Genomic DNA, 22,107 nt, shown 5'->3' on the forward strand with positions numbered 1-22,107 from the left:
TCAAGAGGATATTGTCAAGGATGTGCATTACACTGCGAATCCAGTGACTCCAGACAAGCCAACACCTCCAGTAGTTCCGTCAGTCTCGGATAAACCAACACCTCCAACTTTGACGGTTGTACAAACACTTCCGACCAAACCAGCTCCAGCGAAAGAAAAGTTTTTACCAAGTACAGGTGATGTACAAGATGGTTCAACTCTTACAATGCTGACAGGTATCGGTTTACTTTTATCAGCTTTAGGTTTAGTTGGTCGTTGTAAAAAAGAAGATTGATGAACCTTTTGTAAACATATAAAAGTAAACTAAAGGTTGAATCATTCGATAGAAAGGATAAGCTTTACAAGCAACTTGGCATAGTTGATTTGTGAAGCTTCCTTTTTTTGTTAAAAGATTGAAACAATATGCTTGACAAAAGAAAGGCTTCATGGTTTAATATACCCCATAAGGGTATAAATGGAGGTGCTTATGTTTCACTTATTTACGAAAATAGATAGTATTTCTACAAGTGAATTGGAACAAAAATTAAAAAAGAAAATTCAACTGCTAGATGTACGAACACCGTCTGAATATCGAAATGGTCATATTCAGGGTGCGAAGAATGTCCCACTCAATGAAATCGCAAGATACACGCCAGCAACAAATGAAACACTGTATGTCATTTGCCATTCCGGTGTGCGGAGCAAAATGGCAGCTAAAAAGTTAAAGAAAAAAGGCTACGATGTTGTCAATGTTCAAGGCGGTATGAGTGCTTGGACCGGAAAAGTTGTTTAAAAGTGATAAAGGAGGAAGTTGAATGAAAATTATCATTGTTGGTGGAGTTGCAGGTGGAATGTCTGCAGCGACGCGTTTAAGACGGCTAAAAGAAGACGCTGAGATTATTATTTTTGAAAAGGGACCATTCGTTTCCTTTGCGAACTGTGGTCTGCCTTACTATGTTTCTGGAGAAATTGCTGAGCGGGAAGACTTGTTAGTGCAAACGCCTGAGAGTTTAAAGGCACGCTTTCGTTTAGATGTGCGACCTTTCCATGAAGTGACGGCTATCTCACCAGATCAACATATGGTGACGGTTCGGCATGACGGAAAGGAATTTACAGAGAGTTACGATAAGTTGATTTTATCGCCGGGGGCAAAGCCTTTTGTGCCTCCAATTGAAGGTTTGGAAACAGCTGAAAATACCTATACTTTACGCAATGTTCCTGATCTAGATAAGATTATGTTAGCTTTAGAAAAACAACCAAAAGAAGCTGTGGTGATTGGTGCTGGATTCATTGGACTTGAAATGGCAGAAAATCTTCGTAAGCGTGGTTTGAATGTGACAATTGTTGAGAAAGCACCGCATGTTTTGCCGCCGCTTGATGAAGAAATGGCTGCTTTTGTTCAGGCTGAATTGTTGAAAAACGGCATTCAAGTAGTTACTTCTCAGTCTGCTACGCGGTTTGAGGACAAGGGAAAGGTCATTGTGCTGGAGAATGGGCAAAAAATTGCTTCTGATGTGACCATTTTATCTGTCGGGGTGCAACCAGAGAATGCTTTAGCACAGGTAGCAGGTATTGAGCTGGGATTGCGTGGCGGTATCTTAGTCAATGAGCGTTATGAAACCAGTCAACCTGATATTTATGCGGTCGGCGATGCGATTGTTGTCAAGCAAGAAGTTACAGGAGAAGATGCACTGATTTCATTGGCTTCGCCTGCTAATCGTCAAGGTCGCCAAGTTGCGGATGTGATTGCTGGAGTAGCTCGAAAGAATAAAGGCAGCATTGGTACAGCTATTGTTCGAGCATTTGACATGACGGCAGCTTCAACAGGGCTGAGCGAGCGCATTCTTCGTATGAATGGTCTGCCTTATCAAGTTATTCATGTCAGTGGTAAGGATCATGCTGGCTACTATCCGGGTGCGACTGATGTGACCTTGAAACTCCTCTTTGAGCCAACAAGTGGCAAAATTTACGGTGCACAAGGTGTTGGGAAAAAAGGCGTTGATAAGCGGATTGATATTTTGTCAACGGCTATCAAAGGTAATCTAACCATTTTTGATTTGCCAGAGTTGGAATTTACCTATGCGCCACCGTTTGGCTCTGCTAAAGATCCGGTCAATATGGTGGGATATGCAGCCTTAAACTTGGTAGAAGGTTTGAGCGACAATATCCAGTGGTATGAATTGGAAGATGAACTAGCTGCTGGTAAGAAGTTCCTAGATGTGCGGACGGTCAGTGAGCTTCAACAAGGTCATTTGAAAGTGGATACGGTTCACATTCCTTTAAATGAATTGCGTGAGCGTTTAGGAGAGTTAGACAAGTCGCAGGATTATATCGTGAGCTGTCATAGTGGACTTCGTAGCTATATTGCCGAGCGCATTCTCAAACAAGCAGGATTTTCTGTTCAAAATCTAGACGGCGCCTTTGCCTTGTACAAAATGGTAAAACCAGAGGGGGTAGAATATGGAAACTAGCATCAGCATGCCTGAATTTTATAAAAAATATCAGACAGAAATCTTATCCATTCTTGATGTGCGAGAAGATTATGAGTTTCAAATGGGACACGTGCCGACGGCAAAAAATCTGCCATTAAGCACTTTTGAGACGGGCTACAAACAACTCAGCCAGCAGGAGAAATACTATGTCATCTGCCAATCTGGCGCACGTTCTGCGGCTGCGTGTCAGTTTTTAAGTGCGCAAGGATTTGATGTAACCAATGTAGCTGGGGGCATGAATTTCTGGCATGGCGAGGTGGAATAAGAAAAGAAAAAAGAAACTGAATAAAAACCTTCCAAAAATAGTAAAAAGCTTAAAATCAAGTTATCAAAAACGTTGATTTTAAGCTTTTTCTTGTTCATTGCTTCATTTTGACTAGAAATTGAGTTTTTGTCCAACCTATAACTCAATAATATGTGGCTCATAACCAATAGCTTCTAGGAATTTGAGTAAGTCCGTTGTGTCTAAAAAGAGTGTTTTTTCATTGGTATTGGGGTGAAAACTCATTCGTTTTTCTGACATGATTTCTTTGTCAAAATAGACTTGAATATCTTTGTCTACATTGTTTAACAATCCAAAAGGAGAAACAACACCTGCTGGCAACATCATTTTTTCAAATAGACTATCAGATGATGCCATGCGGATTTTATTGGCTCCGACCAGTTCTTTAAACAAGTCCATGTCCAAGCGTTTTTTGTCGTCCATAATGAGTAAATAGTAGGCAGTTTTCTTTTTATTAGTAAGAAACATGGTTTTGGTGCGGACACCCTCGATGCCTTCGATGAAGCTGTCGGCTTGCTCGGTTGTAAGCGCTGGTTCGTGCTCTACGATTTCAAATGGAATGTTTAGTTTGTTTAGGGTTTCTTCCACTTTTGTGTATAAGTCCATTTTACTTGCCTCCTTTGGGTTGTTTTATTACTTTTATTATACCATATTGAGGTGTATTTTTCTTTCAATGGGCGACAATCTGCACCAAAAGCAGTTCACTTCATCGACTTGGTCGACAGGTTTTATGAAAACAAGTTTTCTTTGTCGACCAAGTCGACAGTTTGCCTGAAAAGCAGTTTACTTTATCGACTGAGTCGATAGCTTGTCTAAAAAGTAGTTTACTTTATCGACTGAGTCGATAGTTTGTCTAAAAAGCAGTTCACTTCGTCGACTTGGTCGATAACTTGTCTGAAAACGAGTTTCGTTCATCAGCCAGGCTGACGACTTGCCTAAAAACTGATTTGCCCTGTCCGCCGGGCGGACGGCTTGCTTAGAAATCAGTTTGTTCTGTCAGCCGGGCTGAAACGTTGCCTGACAACAAGTTGACTTTTTCCGCCGGGCGGACAGTCTACCTAGAAACGAGTTTCGTCCATCAGCCGGGCGGATGCTCCCTTTGCTCAATAGATCAATTCTATTTTTTAAAAAAGAAGTGATAGTTAGAATAATGCTTTTACTGTGCAACGTCAATAAAAAAACCTCAGCAAGCGAAGAAAACTACTGAGATTATTTTCGTTTGATAAAGTATTGGACAGCTTTTTCTAGCCGCTCTTTTTGAGCTTTAGGATCGTCCAAAGGATGGTTGAGGCATTCGGTGAGATTTTCGGTAATCATCAACTCAATGACACGCTCGACACTAGAGCGAACAGCGGTTAATTGGGTGATAACGTCTGCACAATCGCGTTCTTCCTCTATCATTTTTTGAATGCCACGTAATTGTCCCTCGGAGCGTTTTAGTCGCGTAATAAGCTTTGAGTTTGTCATGTTCTTGTCCTCTGTGTATTTTTTTACATTATATCTTGAATAGTCTCCTTTGTCAAAGTAGCCGCTTTTTCTTTGTGGTATAATGAAAGAGTTAAGGAGAAAAGTGATGAATATTGTAAAAAGAAATAATGTAACAGAAAAAGAACGCCAACAACTGTTAGCAATTACGAGAGATTGTCATCAGCTAGATGGAAGCTATCGTACCCCCTATCTTGATACGACTTACAACGTAGATAAAGATATGCCTGCTTTTTTCTTAGCCTATGAAGCCGCTAAGTTAGTAGGTTATTTATTCGTTTATGCTGATGAACCGAAAGAAGCTGAAGTTTCACTCTATGTGATACCTGCCTATCGGCGCAAAGGAATTGCTCGTGCCTTGCTAAGCGAATTTGCAAATGTAGCGATACAATACAATTTATCCGAAGTTGACTATGTGACAGAAACAGCTTTTTTGACCAAACACCCGAATTTTTTAGAGCATTTTCAATCTCACATAACAGATGCTGAGTTGTGGCTGGAGCAGCCACGCAGGCAATTTGCTTTAGAAAAGAGAGCGGGTTTAGAAGTTGTTTTGGCAGATTTGGACTTGGTCGAAGAGATTGCAACTTTCCAAGCAGAAGCGTTTGGAAATCCTTTAGAAAGCAGCCGCACTTATGCACGTGAAGCTATTTTAGATGATAATACTCTTTTGTTTGTATTGAAAAAAGACGGGAAAATTATTGCATCTTGCTCTGTTGATATGAGCACAGATTTCAATTTTTTCTTTGGTCTAGCAGTGAAAAAAGAGCTACAGGGACAAGGACTAGGCTCTTATCTTATGTCGGCAATAATGAATGACGTGTATGAACGGAATGATTTGAAATTCCAAATTGTAGTAGACAAGGAAAATACAGGTGCTTACAAACTTTACCAACGATTAGGGTTTCAAGTGATGACAGAAGTTGTCTATGTCGGTAAGTAAGAGGAGGCAAACATGTGTCAAGAATGTTATTCTAGGGAAAGTAGGAGAACGCCTTTATTGAATCCTTAGTGTATGACGGTTTAGTTATGCCTTGATTTATGGTATAATGATAAAACATTTAAAAGAGGATAAAAGTATGAATATTCAACAACTGCGTTATGTTGTAGCGATTGCCAACAGTGGCACTTTTCGTGAAGCAGCTGAGAAAATGTATGTCAGCCAGCCGAGCTTGTCCATTGCAGTTCGAGATTTAGAAAAAGAGTTGGGCTTTAAAATATTTCATAGAACGAGCAGTGGCACATTTCTGACACGTCGAGGGATGGAATTTTACGAAAAAGCCCAAGAATTGGTCAAGGGATTTGATGTATTTCAAAATCAATACGCCAATCCAGAGGAAGAAAAAGCAGAATTTTCCATTGCTAGCCAGCACTATGATTTCTTACCGCCTCTGATAACGGAATTTGCTAAACGCTATCCAAAAGATAAGAATTTCCGAATTTTTGAATCCACAACAGTGCAGATTTTAGATGAAGTGGCGCAGGGGCACAGTGAGATTGGCATTATCTATCTGAACAATCAAAATACTAAAGGAATGATGCAGCGGATTGATAAATTGGGACTAGAAGTGATAGATTTGATTCCTTTTCAGACGCATATCTATCTACGGGCAGATCACCCTTTAGCTGGGAAAGAGGAGCTTACTATGGAAGATTTGGCAGATCTACCGACGGTTCGTTTTACGCAGGAAAAGGATGAATATCTCTATTATTCAGAGAATTTTGTGGATACTAGTGCCAGTTCTCAGATGTTTAATGTAACTGATCGTGCCACTTTGAATGGCATTTTAGAGCGGACGGATGCTTATGCAACAGGATCTGGATTTTTGGATAGTAATAGCGTAAACGGCATTACGGTGATTCGATTACAAGACAACTTGGAAAATCGCATGGTTTATGTTAAACGTGAAGAAGTAGAGCTTTCACCAATTGGTGCAGCTTTTGTTGCTGTTATGGAAAAATATTTTGCAAAAAGAGGTAAAAAATGAAACGAAAAGTGATGGTGCCAATTGTGATTGTAGCCTTAATTGCTTTGGATCAATGGGTCAAGTTTGAAATTGTCAAAAACATTCAATTAGGTGAAGTAAAACCCTTCCTTCCAAAGATTTTAAGTTTGACCTATTTGCGAAATACAGGTGCGGCATTTTCAATTTTAGAAAACCAGCAGTGGTTGTTTGCGGTGATTACTTTAGTGGTGATTGGTGCAGCTATTTGGTATTTGAGCAAGCACATCAAAGGTTCTGTCTGGTTACTGTCTAGTTTGAGTTTGATTATTGCAGGTGGGATTGGGAATTTTATTGACCGCATGCGCCAAGGCTTTGTCGTGGATATGTTTCAGTTGGATTTTGTCAATTTTGCGATTTTTAATGTTGCTGATAGTTATCTGACGATTGGCGTGCTTGTACTGATAGTGATGATGTTAAAGGAAGAAGACAATGCAAGTAAAGGTAGAAATTAGTGGTATAAGGTTGGACAAGGCGCTTGCTGATCTGACACCATTATCCCGCAGCCTTGCTAATGAACAAATCAAAAGTGGGCAAATCTTAGTCAATGGACAAGTGAAGAAAGCAAAGTATGCCGTTAAGGCGGGTGATGTGATTACTTACGAATTGCCAGAGCCTGAAACTCTGGAATATATTTCAGAAAATCTACCTCTAGATATTGTTTACCAAGACGAAGATGTTGCAGTCGTAAATAAAGCCCAAGGGATGGTGGTACATCCAAGCGCTGGACATACGAGCGGTACGCTGGTCAATGCCCTCATGTACCATATCAGGGATTTATCTGGCATCAATGGTGTTTTGCGACCTGGAATAGTCCATCGGATTGATAAGGATACATCAGGCTTACTTATGATTGCTAAGAACGATGATGCCCATATCAAGCTGGCTGATGAATTAAAAGATAAAAAATCCTTGCGGAAGTATTGGGCTATTGTGCATGGCAATTTGCCAAATGATAGAGGTGTTATTGAAGCACCGATTGGACGAAGTGAAAAAGATCGCAAGAAGCAAGCTGTTACAGCTAAAGGTAAACCAGCAATCACTCGTTTTCACGTTTTAGAGCGCTTTGGGAATTATACTTTAGTAGAATTGCAATTAGAAACAGGTCGTACCCACCAAATCCGTGTGCACATGGCTTATATTGGTCATCCGGTGGCAGGTGATGAAGTATATGGACCACGTAAAACGCTAAAAGGGCGCGGTCAATTCTTACATGCCAGAACGCTTGGATTTACTCATCCTAAGACGGGAAAAATCATGGAATTTACAGCAGAAGTGCCGATCGTTTTCCAAGAAACGTTAGCTACATTGAGAAAAGGACTGAAATGAGATTAGAGTAAGAAAATATGTAAACTCATGATAGTAGATTTCTTTTAAAAATTAGTCATTTTCTCTTATTTGTCAAATTTTTTATTTTATAGTAAAATGGGAGGGCGCCATAAATTCTAGGTATTAGTGAGGAGAAGATATGAATCGATTACCAAATTGTCCAAAATGCCAGTCAGAATATGTTTACGAAGATGGGTTACTATTAGTTTGTTCAGAGTGTGCTTATGAGTGGAATCCGGCTGAAGTCGATGAAGAAGATGCTGGCATCAAAGCGATTGACGCAAATGGCAATCAACTTGTGGACGGAGATACTGTTACTCTCATCAAGGATTTAAAAGTCAAGGGTGCTCCAAAGGATTTGAAACAAGGAACGCGCGTGAAAAATATTCGGATTGTAGTTGGAGATCACAATATTGACTGCAAGATTGATGGCTTTGGTGCAATGAAACTTAAGTCAGAATTTGTTAAGAAAATCTGAGGTCAGTAATGAAACGAAATGTAATTTTTTATAGCCGCATGATATTGTTTATCTTAGGGTTTGTGGGAGTATATCTTGAAATTACAAAGCATGGCGGTCTTGGCATGCTTATGTATTATACTGTTTTGTCCAACATTATTGTAACAGCTTTTACAGCTTATTTGCTGTATCTAATGGCGCGTTCTGAAAGTCGCTGGCAAACGAAGACACTATTTCGGATTAAAGGCGGTGTCACTATGTGTATCATGATTACCTGTGTCATCTATCATGTTCTGCTTGCTCCGTTAGCGACTGATTTTTATCGACTGGAAAATTTCCTATGTCATTACATTGTACCGTTATGGTTTTTAGCGGATACTGTGCTTTTTGATAAACGTTTGCAATATCGCTGGTTTGATCCCATTGCTTGGACTAGTGTGCCTCTACTTTACATGGCTTTTGCCCTGTTTAATGGTTTGGTTCTTAAGTGGCCTATCCCAGGTGCTAAAGACAGTCCATTTGCTTATTTCTTTTTAAATATCCCAAAATATGGCTGGTCTTATGTCTTACAGTGGTCAATCAAAATTTTTATTGGTTATTTGCTTGCGTGCTTTCTGCTTTACGGAGTTATGTCCCTATCCTCACATAGGAAAGGGTCTTCTTAAATACTTGAAACAGCAAAATTTGTCTACTTGCCTGAAAAAAACTTTCTTTTTGAACGTTTTCTTCAGGTTTTTTCTTGTCGGAAAATGAAATTATTTGGGACTAAGATCAAAATTTAGTTTCTTTATTTTGATTCACAAAAATATTTTATAAATACAAAGTTTTGATAAATGAAGTGCTTCATAATTTTAAGAATTAAGAGCAAATATTTTGACATCATTAAATTTCTAGTGATACAATAACCGAACATGAAAGCGATTTCAAGTAAGAAATGATTTTATTTTTTAGCTTTACTAGCTCTATTTATCAATTTACAAATGATTAAGGAGTACACAGCAATGCCTTTAGAAGTAATTACTAAAGAAGTATTTAAACAACATTATCAAAAAGCGAAACGAAAATCCTTTATCCAATCAGTAGAAATGTCTGATCTATTGAAAAAAAGAGGGTATAATGTTGAGTTTATTGGTTTCTTTACTAACAATCAATTGCAAGTATCAGCCTTATTATTTAGTACAAAGATGGCGGGTGGTTTATACTTAGAAATCAATTCAGGACCTGTTGTTACTAATTATGAGTTCTTACCTAAATTTTATGAAGAATTAAAAATCTATGCAAGAAAGTTAAAGGCTATGGAGCTTGTTGTAAAACCATATGATATTTACCAAGTGTTCAATAGTAAAGGTGAGCCTATTAGTACAGAAAAAAATGAACTTATATCTATGCTTACCAACTTGAATTATCAATTTGATGGATTACAAAAAGACTATCCTGGGGGTGAGGGTGATTGGCATTTTATAAAAGATTTAAATGATTTAACAGAAGAAACATTACTAAAATCTTTTACCAAACAAGGGAAATCATTAGTGAAAAAAGCTAAAACATTTGGTATAGAATTGGCCAAACTTAACCGTAATGAGCTTTATAAATTTAAACAGATTACTTCATCAACTTCTGAGCGTCGCAACTATGATGATAAGACTTTAGATTATTATGAAAAATTTTATGATAGCTTTGGAAACAATGCAGAATTTATTATAGCTAGCATAAATTTCAAAAATTATTTGGAGCGTCTGCAAAGTAATCAGGATGAATTATCCAAAAAAATAAAACAACTACAAGCTTATCTAGAAAAAAACAATCACTCTCCTGAAAAAAAGTTGAATCAAATTCGAGAATTATCTAGTCAATTCGAAACGTTTGAAATACGAAAAAGTGAAGCATATCAGCTATTAGAAAAATATGGAAATAAAAGCATAATATTAGCTGGTAGTCTTTTTGTATATACTCCCCAAGAAACCGTCTATCTTTTTTCTGGATCTTACCCTGAGTTTAATAAATTTTATGCGCCTGCTCTTTTACAAGATTATGTAATGCGAGAATCAATCAAGCGAGGCATTCCACGCTATAATCTTTTGGGGATTACTGGTCATTTTAATGGTTCTGATGGTGTACTTCGTTTTAAACAAAATTTCAATGGTTATATTCTTAGAAAAATGGGAACTTTTAGATATTATCCTTCACCGTTTAAACATAAAGCTATCCAAATGATTAAAAAATTTTTAAACAGATAGAACCTGAAACAACTTTCTGTGATTCTATTACAATTATTCCGCAACTGAAGAGGTTTGATATAAAAAGATTCTCAACATAAAAAATCAGAGGTTCCATTACACTAATGTGTGCTTCTGATTTTTAGTTTCTCTTTAATTTCTTGTTGTATTTTAATAAATTATTCGTCATAAGTAATCTCGAATTAAATTTGATCCTACGCTTTTCTATGAGATTACAGCACTGTTAATCTAACCTTAACAGGTCTGTATCTATATAAAGACCTCCACATCAACTTTTTATTAAGTGAGGTTTAAATTATCCTCTATTTTTTCTACTTGGAGTATTGAAAATTATCTTATGTTTTTTATTAAACATAAGAAACTTAATTAATGGTATAAATCTTTCTTATCCAGAGTGAAAAGATTTCTTCACTGTCATAATATACGGCAATGACTATCCTGAATTCATCAAGATAGACTCCTTAAAATACTATCATCGCTTTGAGAGCAGTAGAATTTGCACAGATAGTCTAAATTTTTAGTTAAACATTTTGCATATAGTTCTCATAAAAACTCCTATTGTATCTATCTTAGAAAATCTATTAAATAATTTAATAAGTATTATTATAAAAAGTAATTTGACTTTCATATCTGCATAGAATACAATTAACAAGAAAGCGCTTTCCTAAACATTAAATAGAGCTAAAAATGTTTTTGCTGCTAGCTATATTCGCCCAGTAGATTAAACTAATATTACAACTGGCTTTGACGGTTATCCAAATGGTTATCCTGGCCATGTGGGAGTGGATTATGCAGTTCCAACTGGGACACCAGTGCGAGCAGTTGCTGATGGTACTGTAAAATTTGCTGGAAATGAAGCCAATCATTCTTGGATGACTTGGCTTGCTGGTAATTGTATACTTATACAACACAGTGATGGTATGCATACTGGTTATGCTCATTTATCAAGTGTTGCTGTATCTGCTGGGACACATGTTAAACAAGGCCAAATAATTGGCTATAGTGGTGCAACAGGATATGTGACTGGTCCTCATCTACATTTTGAAATGCTACCAGCAAATCCAAATTTCCAGAATGGACATTCTGGAAGAATTGATCCTACTCCGTATATCCAAAATGCTCCTGTTTACAATTGTGGAAGCCAGCCTCAGCCTAATCCCACTCCAACCAATCTAAAAGTTTACCGAGTTGATGATTTACAAAAAGTTAATGGAATCTGGCAAGTTAGATGTAATGAACTCGTTCCTGTTGGTTTCAATTGGAATGATAATGGAATAGCTGCTGAAGATATCGACGAAGTAGATGCTAACGGTGTTAAAACTGCCGATCAAGTTTTACAAAAAGGTGGATATTTTGTAATTAATCCTAATAATGTTCGTAGTACTGGAACACCTTTAACCGGCTCAGGAGGGTATAAATGGGCTCAAGTGAACTTTGTACATGGAGGACTTGTATGGCTTAGAGTAAATAGTCAAAATCATCTTCTTTACGGGAAATAGAACATTACGTTTATTCTGAAGTTATAATAATAAATCGTAGTTATCCATTTAATGGGTACTTTGGATAACGATAAACACTGAGGCAAGGGAAATGTAACCCTTGCCTCGCTTTATAATACCAAAAAGATATGAACGTGGTGGTTGAATGTTCTCTTTGTTTTATAACTAAAGTAACTTTTTCAACCCATTGATATATTCCTGATAGCGTTCTTTTTTCAACTTATAAATAGCCTCATAGATATGCTGATAATGAATATCATAAAAATTCATCGAGAAGTTGATAAGAATGTATTCCTTATCTGGAAATAAGCTCTTGATATAAGTTGAAATATGTTGGTCTGCTACAATTATATTTGTTTCTTCGTGATCCTGTAAATGGAGCGAACTATTCAAAAAGTCAATTACCACAATCCGAGTAATAGAAGGGGGAATATTTCTCGAAAAAGCATTCTTTAAAGTCGTTACATCGGCATTATTACTTGCAAAAATATACAAAGAAATAGGTGCCATATTGGCATAAATCAACTCCCTTAGTTGAATGGTCACATGATAAATGTGGTACTTGTATACTTCACCTGTCAATCCCACCTCTTTCATCCATTCTTTGACAAGTGGGCTCAAGAGGAGATAGAGGGGGTCAAACAATCCGCGGTGGTCATATTGGAAAATGTAAGAATTGGGAACCAAACTTTGTAAATTGCAGATAAAAGGCTTCATAAAGAAGAGCATGACAATCCTAAATGGTTGAGAATCGATCAGCTCATCTCCAAATAATAAGCGAAATTTTTGGATGAGCGGCAGTAACATTCCTTGTTTCATGATAATATCAAGAGTTGTATCGCGATCGTGTTCCAACCATTTGTCTCTAGAGAAAGGATTAGGGGTAGTACAATAGGCTAAAAATAGATAATCGTAGTCTGTCGGTGTAAACATCACTTGTAGGGCGGGTTCCAAAATTTTCTTGGTTAAAGTTATCAGTTTTGGATAGACAAGGAGCGTTTTTAGTTTTTCTAGCTCTTGTGAGGCAGGTAGAACCACAGGAAAATTCTTTCGTTTCCACATTAGCACCACGAGAATAGAAAAGAAGCGACTTTCTTCTGTAGCTGCTTCGAAGGCTTCTTGTGAGATGTGGGCATTGGAAGAACGAATCCATTGATAAACGAGTTTTAACTCTTTTTCTTTAATTTCATACAGATGAATGCCAAATTTATATTCCAGCAAAGCGATAAGGAACCGAATACGGTATTCTGGTCCAATGACTTGGTATCTGTCTAAAGATAACCCAACTTCTTTCAAAAAGTCCAAACACTTATCACGTATTCGATAGCCAGTTGCACGGGAGATGTACTCTTTTTGGATAAAGCAAATGAAACTCTCTTTTTCTTCTTGTAAGAAGTAGCGCAAAAGGTGGAGAAAGGTTGAACTTTGATAAATCCGATGAAAACAGATGGAAGGATTGATTTTTGTAATCAGGTCTAAGTGAACTGTGTTCGCAAAAACTTTCAGATAAAATAAATCATTGAATTCCTCTTTCAATTCTGCTAGATGTTGATAGATGATTTTTTCACTAAATTCAGTGAGTTGTGCTAGTTGCTCAATATCAATCGTTTGAAATTCTAGAATGATTTGTAAAATGGTTGCTTTATTTAAAATTGATTCTTCCAAATATTTATCTAACATAAACGATTCTCCTCTGTTTTTTAAAATTACCATACAAGGAAAGGGCTTGTCAACTAAGATTTTAAAGAAAAGGGGCGTTATGAGTATCGTTTGGAGTCATTGAGGTTAAAAGGGCGCTATTTTAGTGGGTTTGTCTCATTTTAAGTAAGTATTTTTGCATTCAATTGAGAAAAAATTTATACATATTCTATTTTAGTATTTTACGATATAAAATGAGTTTTTCAACCATTGAATAAAATCTCTTATCAATTTTTTAGTATATAGATGTATAATAAGCATAGCAATTATAAATGTGAAAAGGTATTCTATGAAATTAAAAATTTGTAAAAATGATTTTAGCCTTCAATGGCAGGGGATTTACCATTTAGCCTTAGTAGATTATCCTGAAATTAACAAATGGGAATTGGAAAAAATTGCCAAGTTCATGGCATATGAAAAAATGTATGGTAGAACAACCAAAATCGAGTGTGAAAATATTGCTTTGCAACACCAAGTGTACTTTTATATAGAGAATAGCAAGGAAAAGTTTCCATTTATTCCGAGGGATAAACGAGAAGCAGGCACTTTTAATGTAGACGGTAAATGTGTAACTTCCAATCATCTCAGCCATACTTGTACTGTAGAAACTGCTAAAAAGATATTAAAAACTGGGAAATTACTGTCTGCTACAAAAGTTTTTGGATTGACTGGTGAACAATTAGTACAAGATAAACGAAATGCAGCAGGTGATCCAGCGGATTATTTTGACTATGTCATGTTTGGGTGGTCTAATACGACATCTGGTTATAGGTTAGCAATGGAACGATTGCTAGAGAGAAATCCCACGGAAGTCGATCTGGAAGAAGCTTTCATACCTGGTGTTAGCTTTCATTTCCGGTATGAAACTATTGTGAATCAAAAGGGCTATGTATTTGATGGTTATCATGCAGCAAAAGTGAAAGATGAGGTATTATTAGATCTCAGTCTTTGTGTCTGCATTATTGCAAGTCAAAATAAAAAGGAATTTGAAGGTATTATTCCAAATTATTTAAAAACAGGATTCATTATTTAGATTATCAAAACGATGGACTGGTAAAATGGAATGATAAGGTATATGAAAAAGTGCTTGAGCTAGATGGTAGAGATAGGACGACCACTAGCATATTGCAAAAGATTTTGATAAGATAGAAAGTAATTAGGAGGCAGCTATGGATTTAGCAGAAATTAGAAAAGAAATTGATCAAATAGATGTAGACTTGATTACCTTGTTAGAAAAAAGAATGGCGTTAGTGAGCCAGGTAGCTCTCTACAAACGTCAGACTGGGAAAGCAGTATTAGATACTCAGCGTGAGCAAATTATTTTAGAGAAAGTTGCAAATAGTGTGCAGGAAAAACAGTATGAAGATACCCTTGTGCAGACTTTTTCAGATATTTTAAAACATTCACGTGCTTATCAAGAGCGGCATATCTAATATAGGAATGATAAAATGAAAAAAATTCATAGGTTAAAGTGGGTCAATATCGGAAATCAAGTGATAGCTATTACGGTATTGTCCATTCTTATGGGACTAGTAATTGGAACTATTGATACGATATTTGGGCGAACGCTTATATTTTTAAGTGAAGTCCGCATCTTGCATTCCCTTTATTTGATTCCTTTTTTAGCTTTTGCAGGATTAGTGATTGTATTTCTCTATCAGAAATATGGTGGGAAAAGTAGCAAAGGAATGACCTTGATTTTTGAAGTTGGTCATGGTGTAGAAAATCACATTCCCAAGCGCTTAATCCCTCTTGTTATAGTGACGACTTGGTTGACGCATCTTTTTGGTGGTTCGGCCGGTCGAGAAGGAGTAGCAGTACAATTAGGTGCCACAGTCTCTCACTGGTTTTGCAAGAACTTTTCTATTCCTAATACTTCAAAAGTATTTTTAGTTACAGGAATGGCTGCTGGTTTTGCTGGACTATTTCAAACGCCACTGGCTGCAGTTTTGTTTGCGATGGAAGTCTTGGTTGTAGGGAACTTGCAGTTGACTGCTTTGTATCCTGCCATGATAGCCTCTCTTGTTGCTGCTTGGACATCACATTCGTTAGGTCTTGAAAAATTTATGCAACCAATTTCTGCTCATTTGAGACTATCTCCAATACTTGTTATTAAATTAGTGCTCCTTGGAGTTTTGTTTGGACTTTGTGGCAATGTATTTGCTTATGCCCTCTTGTGGAGTAAAAAGAAAGCGGCAACTATTTTTCCAAATCCCTACAAACGAATCGTGGTGATGGGAATTGTCTTAAGTATTGTCTTTTTATTGTTGGATAAAGGTCGATACTCAGGGCTTGGAACAAATTTAATTACGGCTAGTTTTGCTGGACAATCTATTTATTTATATGATTGGTTCTTTAAATTACTTCTAACAGTTTTGACTTTATCAGCAGGTTTTCAAGGTGGAGAAGTGACACCGCTTTTTGCCATTGGGGCAAGTCTAGGCGTTCTACTGGCAGGTTTATTTGGTCTTCCAGTTAGCTTGGTTGCGGCGCTAGGCTATGCTGCAGTTTTCGGAAGTGCTACCTCTACTTTCTTGGGACCGATTCTGATTGGTTGTGAGGTGTTTGGTTTTAGCAATTTTCCATATTTTTTCATAGTCTGTGTCGTGGCATTTAGTCTTCACCGACAACATTCGATTTATGGAGCCCAAAAAATTCGATATTGAAAAATAATCTTCTATGAAGTTTTAACTTGTAGGAGATTTTTATTTTGTGTTATACTAGAAAAAGCAAGATTAGAAAAGGGAAGTCATGACAAAAGCAGATACCATTTTTAAAGAAAATATTCGAAGAATTTTATATGAAGGTGTTTTTTCTGAAAATGCACGTCCGCGCTATAAAAACGGGAAAGTTGCTAATTCTAAGTATATCACTGGTTCTTTTGCTGAGTACGATCTGAGCAAGGGAGAATTCCCTATCACAACGCTTCGTCCGATTGCTATCAAATCAGCGATTAAAGAAGTCCTCTGGATTTATCAAGATCAATCCAATAGCTTAGAAGTTTTAGAAAACAAATACAACGTTCATTATTGGAATGATTGGGAAGTAGGAACTACTCGCACTATTGGTGAGCGATATGGTGCTGTTGTTAAAAAACATGATATTATCAATAAAATTTTAAAACAGCTGGAGACGAATCCTTGGAATCGTCGAAATATTATCTCACTTTGGGACTATGAAGCTTTTGAAGAAACAGAAGGATTATTGCCTTGTGCTTTTCAGACCATGTTTGATGTCCGACGTGTAGATGGTGAAATCTACCTAGATGCAACTCTGACACAGCGTTCAAATGATATGTTGGTAGCTCACCATATCAATGCCATGCAGTATGTCGCATTGCAAATGATGATTGCTAAACATTTTGGGTGGGAAGTTGGCAAATTCTTTTATTTTGTCAATAATTTACATATTTATAATAATCAATTCGAGCAAGCAGAAGAATTGCTTCGGCGTGAACCAACGGACTGTGCACCTCGTTTGATATTGAATGTTCCAGATGGAACCAACTTTTTTGATATTAAAGCAGACGATTTTGAATTGATCAATTATGACCCTGTTAAGCCACAGTTGAAATTTGATTTAGCAATTTGATAATGAACAAAATTTCTCTGAATGTAAAAAAGTTTATTATTTTGATACAAAGTGGTTTTGCTTCCTATGCACTTCCAGTTGCCTCCCAGAATGTAAATAAAAAGAATTCACAGAAAGCTGAGTTTCACCAGACTTATTATGTTTTTTCAAAAACTAATAAACGAAGAGGCTTATTTAACTATTTTCCAAAGGCAAATATAAATTGTCCGGTAATTTGATAGTTAAAATCAGCCTTTTTTACTGAAATTTGATAAAATAGAACTATCAATTCAAAGGATGAGGGAATGACGAAGAAAATTGTAGCTATTTGGGCACAAGATGAGGATGGCTTGATTGGGCAAAACAATAGATTGCCTTGGCATTTACCAGCTGACCTTAAGCATTTTAAAGAAACAACAACTGGACAGGTTATTTTAATGGGGCGGGTGACATTTGACGGGATGAACCGTAGAGTGTTGCCTAATCGTACTACGATTATTTTGACAAGAGATAAGTCGTATCAAGTAGACAATGAGCATGTATTGATCTTTCACGATGTCACTTCTGTTCTAAAATGGTATGAGATGCAGGAAAAAGAGCTTTATATTATTGGTGGTGGTCAAATTTTTTCTGCATTTGGGCCTTTCATTGATGAGTTAGTTATGACACGTATTCATGCTAGTTTACAAGGAGATACCTATTTCCCGAAAGAGTTTGATATGACGAAATTTCAGGAGTGTTCTCGTCAATTTTATGCCAAAGACGAAAAGAATGAGTATGATTTTACTGTAACAACCTTCCAGAGAAAGGAGTCGTAATGGAACGTAGTATTTTCGGATTTTTTACGGCTCTTTTGTGTGTCGTTTGTGTCATGGCGGCTACACAGGCTTTTCGTAAAAAGCGGTATGGATTATCAGTTCTCTTTTGGATGAATGCTTTTACAAATTTGGTGAATAGTATTCATGCTTTTTATATGACCTTATTTAAATAATAAACAACTAAACGAACGAAAAAGAATTGTAATGAATAGATTGGAGTGAAAGATGCCTACAAATCGTACGAGCGAAATGATGGTTTATTGTTCTTTTTGTGGTAAAAGTCAAGAAGAAGTTCAAAAAATTATTGCAGGAAATAATGCATTTATTTGTAACGAATGTGTGGAATTAGCACAAGAAATTATTAGAGAAGAATTAGCAGAAGAAGTCTTGGCAGACTTGTCGGAAGTACCAAAACCACAAGAATTGCTTAACATTTTAAATCACTATGTAATAGGGCAAGATCGTGCAAAGCGAGCGCTGGCTGTTGCTGTATACAATCACTATAAACGTATCAATTTTCACGATAATCGTGAAGAAGAGGATGATGTCGAATTACAAAAATCCAATATTCTTATGATTGGTCCAACCGGTTCTGGTAAGACTTTTCTTGCTCAAACTTTAGCGAAAAGTCTAAATGTTCCCTTTGCGATTGCAGATGCGACAGCTTTGACGGAAGCTGGCTATGTCGGGGAAGATGTTGAAAACATTCTCTTAAAACTCTTGCAAGCTGCAGATTTTAATATTGAGCGTGCAGAACGTGGCATTATCTATGTAGATGAGATTGACAAAATTGCAAAGAAAAGCGAAAACGTCTCTATTACTCGTGATGTGTCTGGTGAAGGCGTTCAGCAAGCTTTGCTTAAAATCATTGAAGGGACTGTAGCTAGTGTACCTCCTCAAGGCGGTCGCAAACATCCACAGCAAGAAATGATTCAAGTGGATACCAAGAATATTCTTTTTATCGTTGGCGGTGCTTTTGACGGAATCGAAGAAATCGTCAAACAACGTCTAGGTGAAAAAATCATCGGTTTTGGTCAAAATAACAAAGCTATTGATGAAAATAGTTCTTATATGCAAGAAATTATTTCCGAAGATATTCAAAAATTTGGGCTTATTCCTGAATTGATTGGTCGTTTGCCTGTGTTTGCAGCGCTTGAGCCTTTGACTGTTGATGATTTGGTGCGAATTCTCCGTGAGCCTAAGAATGCTTTAGTGAAACAATATCAAACGCTTCTTTCTTATGACGATGTTACATTAGAGTTTGATGATGATGCTCTCCAAGAGATTGCTAACAAAGCTATTGAACGCAAGACAGGTGCTCGTGGCTTGCGCTCGATTATCGAAGAAACCATGATGGATGTCATGTTTGAAGTACCAAGTCAAGAAAATGTGAAGTTAGTGCGGATTACCAAGGAAGCAGTTGATGGAACAGATAAACCGATTTTAGAAACAGCTTAAGCGAGGTGTTGTATGGAAATTAATACGCACAATGCGGAAATTTTGTTGAGTGCAGCCAACAAATCTCATTATCCTCAGGATGAGATTCCTGAAATTGCTCTTGCTGGGCGATCCAATGTTGGAAAATCTTCTTTTATCAATACATTATTAAATCGAAAAAACTTAGCGCGAACTTCTGGTAAGCCAGGGAAAACGCAGCTGCTGAATTTCTTCAACATTGACAATCAACTTCGGTTTGTGGATGTCCCAGGCTATGGCTATGCCAAAGTTTCTAAGACAGAACGAGCTAAGTGGGGTAGAATGATTGAGGAGTATCTGACGACTAGGGAAAATCTCAGAGCAGTTGTAAGTTTAGTGGATTTTCGGCATGAGCCAAGTGCAGATGATGTGCAAATGTATGAATTTCTAAAATACTATGAGATACCCGTCATCGTTGTAGCTACAAAAGCAGACAAAATTCCACGCAGTAAATGGAACAAGCATGAATCGGTCATTAAAAAAAGGTTAGATTTTGATAAAAATGATGATTTTCTTATTTTTTCATCTGTAAACAAAGATGGTTTAGATGCGGCTTGGGATGCGATTTTGGAAAAAATTTAGGAATGAAAGAAAAGAGGCTGGGACAAAAAATCCCGGTCTTGCTTTTTCGTTAGAAATATCTTTTGACACGTGATACGGTAGCTGATTGCTCAACGCACTGCTTTGAGGTTGCAGATAGGACTTGCGAAGCAAGTCTCAACTTTGTTTGTCTTTTAGACTTCAAAAAGTTTCTAATCATTTTCGCGGAACTGGAACTACGAACGAAAAAGTAAAAATTTTTAGTTCTGTTCTATCGCCTTTATAATGAATCTGTCACCAAATTGTAACTAAGTAACGAGGATTTTATGTTATAATCAAACATATATTATACTGGAGAAATGAACTATGAGAAAGAAAAAATTGAAAAAAAGAGTTTTAACAGTTCTGGTTTTGGTGGCTGTTACTTTATTAGTTAGTGCATTTTTATCCAAGCAAATTCGCCCAGCTAGTGCCAATGATGAGGCTTACCAACGTCCCTTGACCCAAACAGAAGTGTTTATTTCACAAATTGGTGAAACTGCTCGTCAATTGGGTCAAGCAAACGATTTATATGCTTCCGTTATGATTGCACAGGCCATTTTGGAAAGCAATTCTGGACGTTCTGCTTTATCAGCTGCCCCTCATCACAATTTATTTGGAATTAAAGGTCAATACGCTGGTCAATCTGCTACAATGCCTACGCTAGAAGATGATGGGAAAGGAAATACTTATAAGATCAATGCAGAGTTTAGATCGTATCCGAGTTATTTTGAATCTTTGCAAGACTATGTAGCAATTTTAAAGCATAGTCGCTATACCTATGCTTGGAAGAGTAATACGACCAGTTATATGAATGCGACAGCAGCTTTGACAGGGATTTATGCGACGGATACAAGCTATAACGTCAAGCTAAATAATTTGATTCAACAGTATAATTTGACACAATACGATGTACCAGGTACGCAAACAACTAGCGCTACAGCATCTAACAAGGTCTACAATCCTTATCGTCAACAATATACAACACAGGAAGTGTTAAATTTGGATGTTGCTTGGGCGAATCGTCGTCGATAATATTTGTAATTAGATGAGAGAGATTGGGATTTTTATCCCAATCTTTTTTGTTCGGTGATGAAATTAGTTTATTCGTCTATCTTTATGGATCTATAAAGAAAACGTTTCCCATAACTAAAAGTTTGTGATATAATGAACACATCGTTTTTATGACAAAAAACAAGGGGAGATGAGAATGTCAGAATCGTTATTTATTTCAAAAATTGAATATGCGTGTTACAAAAAGGAAGAATTATTTAACAGGAGCAAAGCGAAGTATGCAATTCGTTCGATGTTTGCAGGGGCATTTTTAACACTGAGTACAGCGGCGGGAGTTATTGTAGCAGACCTAATGAATGGATTTGCTTCTGGGACTGGACGTTTTGTTTTTCCGTTTATTTTTGCTTGGGGATTAGTTTACATTCTCTTTTTAAATGCTGAATTAACTACTTCAAATATGATGTATTTAACGGCGGGAACCTTTTTGAAGAAGATAAATTGGAAAAAAGCTTTGCTCATTTTACTATATTGTACATTTTTTAATTTAGTAGGTGCTCTTTTTATTGGTTTTATCTTTAATCAAACTAGTGAATTTACTCATCTCACATCAAAGAGTTTTCTAGCTGGGATAGCAGAGCATAAATTGTCTCGTCCTAATCAGCTCGTCATTTTTGAAGGGATTGTTGCCAATATTTTTGTTAATATTGCAATTCTATCTTATTTGTTGTTGAAAAATTCAACTGCAAAAATTCTGATTGTGATTTCTGCCATTTATATGTTTGTTTTTTTAACCAATGAGCACTTGGCAGCGAATTTTGCATCATTTTCTTTAGTAGTTTTTAATAAAATTGCTGGGCAAATAGAGGTTTTTAATCTTTTAAATATTTTCAGGCATTTTAGCGTTACTTTTTTAGCTAATTGGATTGGTGGAGGGCTTTTGATTGGTTTGTCCTATGCTTTTTTAAATAAAGACGAAACTACTTATGTAGATTGAAAATAGACCGTTCGTGCATATAAATATGTGTTCAAAAAAGTAGAAGAAGAGGATGGAAATGTTTCTCTTCTTTTTATTTGCTTCAAAAAAAGAAAGAATTAAAATCTGTTGCCATGATAAAAGGCATGCAATTTGACTGTATCCGCCAACAAATCGCAGAGCAAGGTAGATTATGATAAAATAGAACTAGTTTT

Annotated in this window: 23 protein-coding genes and 2 pseudogenes; 22 read left to right on the plus strand and 3 right to left on the minus strand. The window is 36.7% G+C overall.

What is annotated here, in order from left to right; all coding sequences use genetic code 11:
* From HMPREF2542_RS04775 to HMPREF2542_RS04790, 4 genes are all read left to right on the plus strand, one after another.
* On the plus strand, positions 1-274 hold a 274-nt coding region (locus HMPREF2542_RS04775; protein WP_398578083.1), incomplete at its 5' end, for an LPXTG cell wall anchor domain-containing protein.
* Positions 275-466: 192 nt separating this feature from the next.
* Positions 467-772: a rhodanese-like domain-containing protein gene (locus tag HMPREF2542_RS04780; RefSeq protein WP_049480438.1), complete on the plus strand. Its 306-nt coding sequence runs from the start codon at positions 467-469 to the stop codon at positions 770-772.
* A gap of 22 nt (positions 773-794) precedes the next feature.
* A complete protein-coding gene (locus HMPREF2542_RS04785; RefSeq protein WP_058669600.1) occupies positions 795-2,450 on the plus strand; it encodes an FAD-dependent oxidoreductase in 1,656 nt (551 codons plus the stop codon).
* The gene (locus tag HMPREF2542_RS04790; protein ID WP_003024965.1) at positions 2,440-2,736 is read left to right on the plus strand and encodes a rhodanese-like domain-containing protein; all 297 of its coding nucleotides are present in this window, start codon (positions 2,440-2,442) and stop codon (positions 2,734-2,736) included. The genes HMPREF2542_RS04785 and HMPREF2542_RS04790 overlap by 11 nt, the downstream gene beginning before the upstream one ends.
* A gap of 135 nt (positions 2,737-2,871) precedes the next feature.
* On the opposite strand, the gene HMPREF2542_RS04795 is transcribed toward HMPREF2542_RS04790, so the two are convergent.
* Complete coding sequence (locus HMPREF2542_RS04795; RefSeq protein ID WP_037596898.1) at positions 2,872-3,360, minus strand: prolyl-tRNA synthetase associated domain-containing protein; 489 nt, start codon at positions 3,358-3,360, stop codon at positions 2,872-2,874.
* Positions 3,361-3,963: 603 nt separating this feature from the next.
* A complete protein-coding gene (locus HMPREF2542_RS04800) occupies positions 3,964-4,221 on the minus strand; it encodes a metal-sensitive transcriptional regulator (protein WP_003068825.1) in 258 nt (85 codons plus the stop codon).
* A 106-nt stretch (positions 4,222-4,327) separates the two neighbouring features.
* Here HMPREF2542_RS04800 and HMPREF2542_RS04805 point away from each other — a divergent pair, with 106 nt between their 5' ends.
* The 8 genes and pseudogenes from HMPREF2542_RS04805 to HMPREF2542_RS10245 all read left to right on the plus strand — a co-directional run.
* A complete protein-coding gene (locus HMPREF2542_RS04805) occupies positions 4,328-5,182 on the plus strand; it encodes a GNAT family N-acetyltransferase (RefSeq protein WP_058669599.1) in 855 nt (284 codons plus the stop codon).
* Between the two features lie 136 nt (positions 5,183-5,318).
* Entirely contained in the window at positions 5,319-6,227 is a 909-nt protein-coding gene (locus HMPREF2542_RS04810) for a LysR family transcriptional regulator (protein ID WP_006269372.1), read from the plus strand.
* Positions 6,224-6,697 carry a signal peptidase II gene (gene lspA / locus HMPREF2542_RS04815; protein ID WP_058669598.1) on the plus strand — a complete coding sequence of 158 codons (474 nt, stop codon included), beginning with the start codon at positions 6,224-6,226 and terminating at the stop codon, positions 6,695-6,697. The genes HMPREF2542_RS04810 and lspA overlap by 4 nt, the downstream gene beginning before the upstream one ends.
* Complete coding sequence (locus tag HMPREF2542_RS04820) at positions 6,675-7,571, plus strand: RluA family pseudouridine synthase (protein WP_070484431.1); 897 nt, start codon at positions 6,675-6,677, stop codon at positions 7,569-7,571. Before lspA ends, HMPREF2542_RS04820 begins: the two co-directional genes overlap by 23 nt.
* Before the next feature lie 139 nt (positions 7,572-7,710).
* Entirely contained in the window at positions 7,711-8,049 is a 339-nt protein-coding gene (locus HMPREF2542_RS04825) for a zinc ribbon domain-containing protein YjdM (RefSeq protein WP_058669596.1), read from the plus strand.
* A gap of 8 nt (positions 8,050-8,057) precedes the next feature.
* Positions 8,058-8,693 (plus strand): Pr6Pr family membrane protein, encoded by a 636-nt coding sequence (locus HMPREF2542_RS04830; RefSeq protein ID WP_058669595.1) that lies wholly within the window; start codon positions 8,058-8,060, stop codon positions 8,691-8,693.
* 336 nt (positions 8,694-9,029) lie between these two features.
* A complete protein-coding gene (locus tag HMPREF2542_RS04835; RefSeq protein WP_049480447.1) occupies positions 9,030-10,265 on the plus strand; it encodes an aminoacyltransferase in 1,236 nt (411 codons plus the stop codon).
* Between the two features lie 671 nt (positions 10,266-10,936).
* Positions 10,937-11,764 (plus strand): annotated as a pseudogene (locus tag HMPREF2542_RS10245) (lytic exoenzyme target recognition domain-containing protein); the annotation flags it as partial.
* Positions 11,765-11,929: 165 nt separating this feature from the next.
* Here HMPREF2542_RS10245 and HMPREF2542_RS04845 read toward each other — a convergent pair.
* Positions 11,930-13,444 (minus strand): helix-turn-helix domain-containing protein, encoded by a 1,515-nt coding sequence (locus HMPREF2542_RS04845; RefSeq protein WP_070484436.1) that lies wholly within the window; start codon positions 13,442-13,444, stop codon positions 11,930-11,932.
* A gap of 307 nt (positions 13,445-13,751) precedes the next feature.
* Between HMPREF2542_RS04845 and HMPREF2542_RS04850 the strand changes: the two are divergent.
* The 10 genes and pseudogenes from HMPREF2542_RS04850 (at position 13,752) to HMPREF2542_RS04895 (ending at position 21,913) form a co-directional block, all read left to right on the plus strand.
* A pseudogene (locus tag HMPREF2542_RS04850) lies at positions 13,752-14,611 on the plus strand (phosphate ABC transporter ATPase).
* Positions 14,612-14,631: 20 nt separating this feature from the next.
* Positions 14,632-14,895 carry a chorismate mutase gene (locus tag HMPREF2542_RS04855; RefSeq protein ID WP_006267865.1) on the plus strand — a complete coding sequence of 88 codons (264 nt, stop codon included), beginning with the start codon at positions 14,632-14,634 and terminating at the stop codon, positions 14,893-14,895.
* Positions 14,896-14,910: 15 nt separating this feature from the next.
* The gene (locus HMPREF2542_RS04860; RefSeq protein ID WP_058669593.1) at positions 14,911-16,128 is read left to right on the plus strand and encodes a voltage-gated chloride channel family protein; all 1,218 of its coding nucleotides are present in this window, start codon (positions 14,911-14,913) and stop codon (positions 16,126-16,128) included.
* Between the two features lie 85 nt (positions 16,129-16,213).
* Positions 16,214-17,053 carry a thymidylate synthase gene (locus HMPREF2542_RS04865; RefSeq protein ID WP_058669592.1) on the plus strand — a complete coding sequence of 280 codons (840 nt, stop codon included), beginning with the start codon at positions 16,214-16,216 and terminating at the stop codon, positions 17,051-17,053.
* A gap of 284 nt (positions 17,054-17,337) precedes the next feature.
* Entirely contained in the window at positions 17,338-17,850 is a 513-nt protein-coding gene (locus HMPREF2542_RS04875; protein ID WP_037596910.1) for a dihydrofolate reductase, read from the plus strand.
* Positions 17,850-18,023, plus strand: a complete 174-nt coding sequence (locus HMPREF2542_RS09765; RefSeq protein ID WP_148129462.1) for a hypothetical protein — start codon at positions 17,850-17,852, stop codon at positions 18,021-18,023. Before HMPREF2542_RS04875 ends, HMPREF2542_RS09765 begins: the two co-directional genes overlap by 1 nt.
* Before the next feature lie 52 nt (positions 18,024-18,075).
* Positions 18,076-19,308, plus strand: coding sequence for an ATP-dependent Clp protease ATP-binding subunit ClpX (gene clpX / locus HMPREF2542_RS04880; protein WP_003068865.1), 1,233 nt, complete (start codon positions 18,076-18,078; stop codon positions 19,306-19,308).
* A gap of 12 nt (positions 19,309-19,320) precedes the next feature.
* On the plus strand, positions 19,321-19,908 hold the full coding sequence (gene yihA, locus HMPREF2542_RS04885; RefSeq protein WP_003068868.1) for a ribosome biogenesis GTP-binding protein YihA/YsxC: 588 nt from the start codon (positions 19,321-19,323) through the stop codon (positions 19,906-19,908).
* A 324-nt stretch (positions 19,909-20,232) separates the two neighbouring features.
* A complete protein-coding gene (locus HMPREF2542_RS04890; protein ID WP_058669590.1) occupies positions 20,233-20,940 on the plus strand; it encodes a glucosaminidase domain-containing protein in 708 nt (235 codons plus the stop codon).
* A 175-nt stretch (positions 20,941-21,115) separates the two neighbouring features.
* On the plus strand, positions 21,116-21,913 hold the full coding sequence (locus HMPREF2542_RS04895; RefSeq protein ID WP_070484443.1) for a formate/nitrite transporter family protein: 798 nt from the start codon (positions 21,116-21,118) through the stop codon (positions 21,911-21,913).
* Positions 21,914-22,107: the final 194 nt, after the last annotated feature.

Source organism: Streptococcus sp. HMSC034B05, from assembly GCF_001809055.1.
Classification (GTDB): domain Bacteria; phylum Bacillota; class Bacilli; order Lactobacillales; family Streptococcaceae; genus Streptococcus; species Streptococcus constellatus.

What these genes read in the sequence shown, in the direction of transcription:
- HMPREF2542_RS04875 (WP_037596910.1), top strand. Translation starts at nt 17,338, where the DNA reads ATGACGAAGAAAATTGTAGCTATTTGGGCACAAGATGAGGATGGCTTG.
- HMPREF2542_RS04820 (WP_070484431.1), top strand. Translation starts at nt 6,675, where the DNA reads ATGCAAGTAAAGGTAGAAATTAGTGGTATAAGGTTGGACAAGGCGCTT.
- HMPREF2542_RS09765 (WP_148129462.1), top strand. Translation starts at nt 17,850, where the DNA reads ATGGAACGTAGTATTTTCGGATTTTTTACGGCTCTTTTGTGTGTCGTT.
- HMPREF2542_RS04825 (WP_058669596.1), top strand. Translation starts at nt 7,711, where the DNA reads ATGAATCGATTACCAAATTGTCCAAAATGCCAGTCAGAATATGTTTAC.
- HMPREF2542_RS04810 (WP_006269372.1), top strand. Translation starts at nt 5,319, where the DNA reads ATGAATATTCAACAACTGCGTTATGTTGTAGCGATTGCCAACAGTGGC.
- HMPREF2542_RS04805 (WP_058669599.1), top strand. Translation starts at nt 4,328, where the DNA reads ATGAATATTGTAAAAAGAAATAATGTAACAGAAAAAGAACGCCAACAA.
- HMPREF2542_RS04845 (WP_070484436.1), bottom strand. Translation starts at nt 13,444, where the DNA reads ATGTTAGATAAATATTTGGAAGAATCAATTTTAAATAAAGCAACCATT.
- HMPREF2542_RS04865 (WP_058669592.1), top strand. Translation starts at nt 16,214, where the DNA reads ATGACAAAAGCAGATACCATTTTTAAAGAAAATATTCGAAGAATTTTA.
- lspA (WP_058669598.1), top strand. Translation starts at nt 6,224, where the DNA reads ATGAAACGAAAAGTGATGGTGCCAATTGTGATTGTAGCCTTAATTGCT.
- HMPREF2542_RS04830 (WP_058669595.1), top strand. Translation starts at nt 8,058, where the DNA reads ATGAAACGAAATGTAATTTTTTATAGCCGCATGATATTGTTTATCTTA.
- HMPREF2542_RS04800 (WP_003068825.1), bottom strand. Translation starts at nt 4,221, where the DNA reads ATGACAAACTCAAAGCTTATTACGCGACTAAAACGCTCCGAGGGACAA.
- HMPREF2542_RS04895 (WP_070484443.1), top strand. Translation starts at nt 21,116, where the DNA reads ATGTCAGAATCGTTATTTATTTCAAAAATTGAATATGCGTGTTACAAA.
- yihA (WP_003068868.1), top strand. Translation starts at nt 19,321, where the DNA reads ATGGAAATTAATACGCACAATGCGGAAATTTTGTTGAGTGCAGCCAAC.
- clpX (WP_003068865.1), top strand. Translation starts at nt 18,076, where the DNA reads ATGCCTACAAATCGTACGAGCGAAATGATGGTTTATTGTTCTTTTTGT.
- HMPREF2542_RS04835 (WP_049480447.1), top strand. Translation starts at nt 9,030, where the DNA reads ATGCCTTTAGAAGTAATTACTAAAGAAGTATTTAAACAACATTATCAA.
- HMPREF2542_RS04890 (WP_058669590.1), top strand. Translation starts at nt 20,233, where the DNA reads ATGAGAAAGAAAAAATTGAAAAAAAGAGTTTTAACAGTTCTGGTTTTG.
- HMPREF2542_RS04855 (WP_006267865.1), top strand. Translation starts at nt 14,632, where the DNA reads ATGGATTTAGCAGAAATTAGAAAAGAAATTGATCAAATAGATGTAGAC.
- HMPREF2542_RS04790 (WP_003024965.1), top strand. Translation starts at nt 2,440, where the DNA reads ATGGAAACTAGCATCAGCATGCCTGAATTTTATAAAAAATATCAGACA.
- HMPREF2542_RS04780 (WP_049480438.1), top strand. Translation starts at nt 467, where the DNA reads ATGTTTCACTTATTTACGAAAATAGATAGTATTTCTACAAGTGAATTG.
- HMPREF2542_RS04795 (WP_037596898.1), bottom strand. Translation starts at nt 3,360, where the DNA reads ATGGACTTATACACAAAAGTGGAAGAAACCCTAAACAAACTAAACATT.
- HMPREF2542_RS04785 (WP_058669600.1), top strand. Translation starts at nt 795, where the DNA reads ATGAAAATTATCATTGTTGGTGGAGTTGCAGGTGGAATGTCTGCAGCG.
- HMPREF2542_RS04860 (WP_058669593.1), top strand. Translation starts at nt 14,911, where the DNA reads ATGAAAAAAATTCATAGGTTAAAGTGGGTCAATATCGGAAATCAAGTG.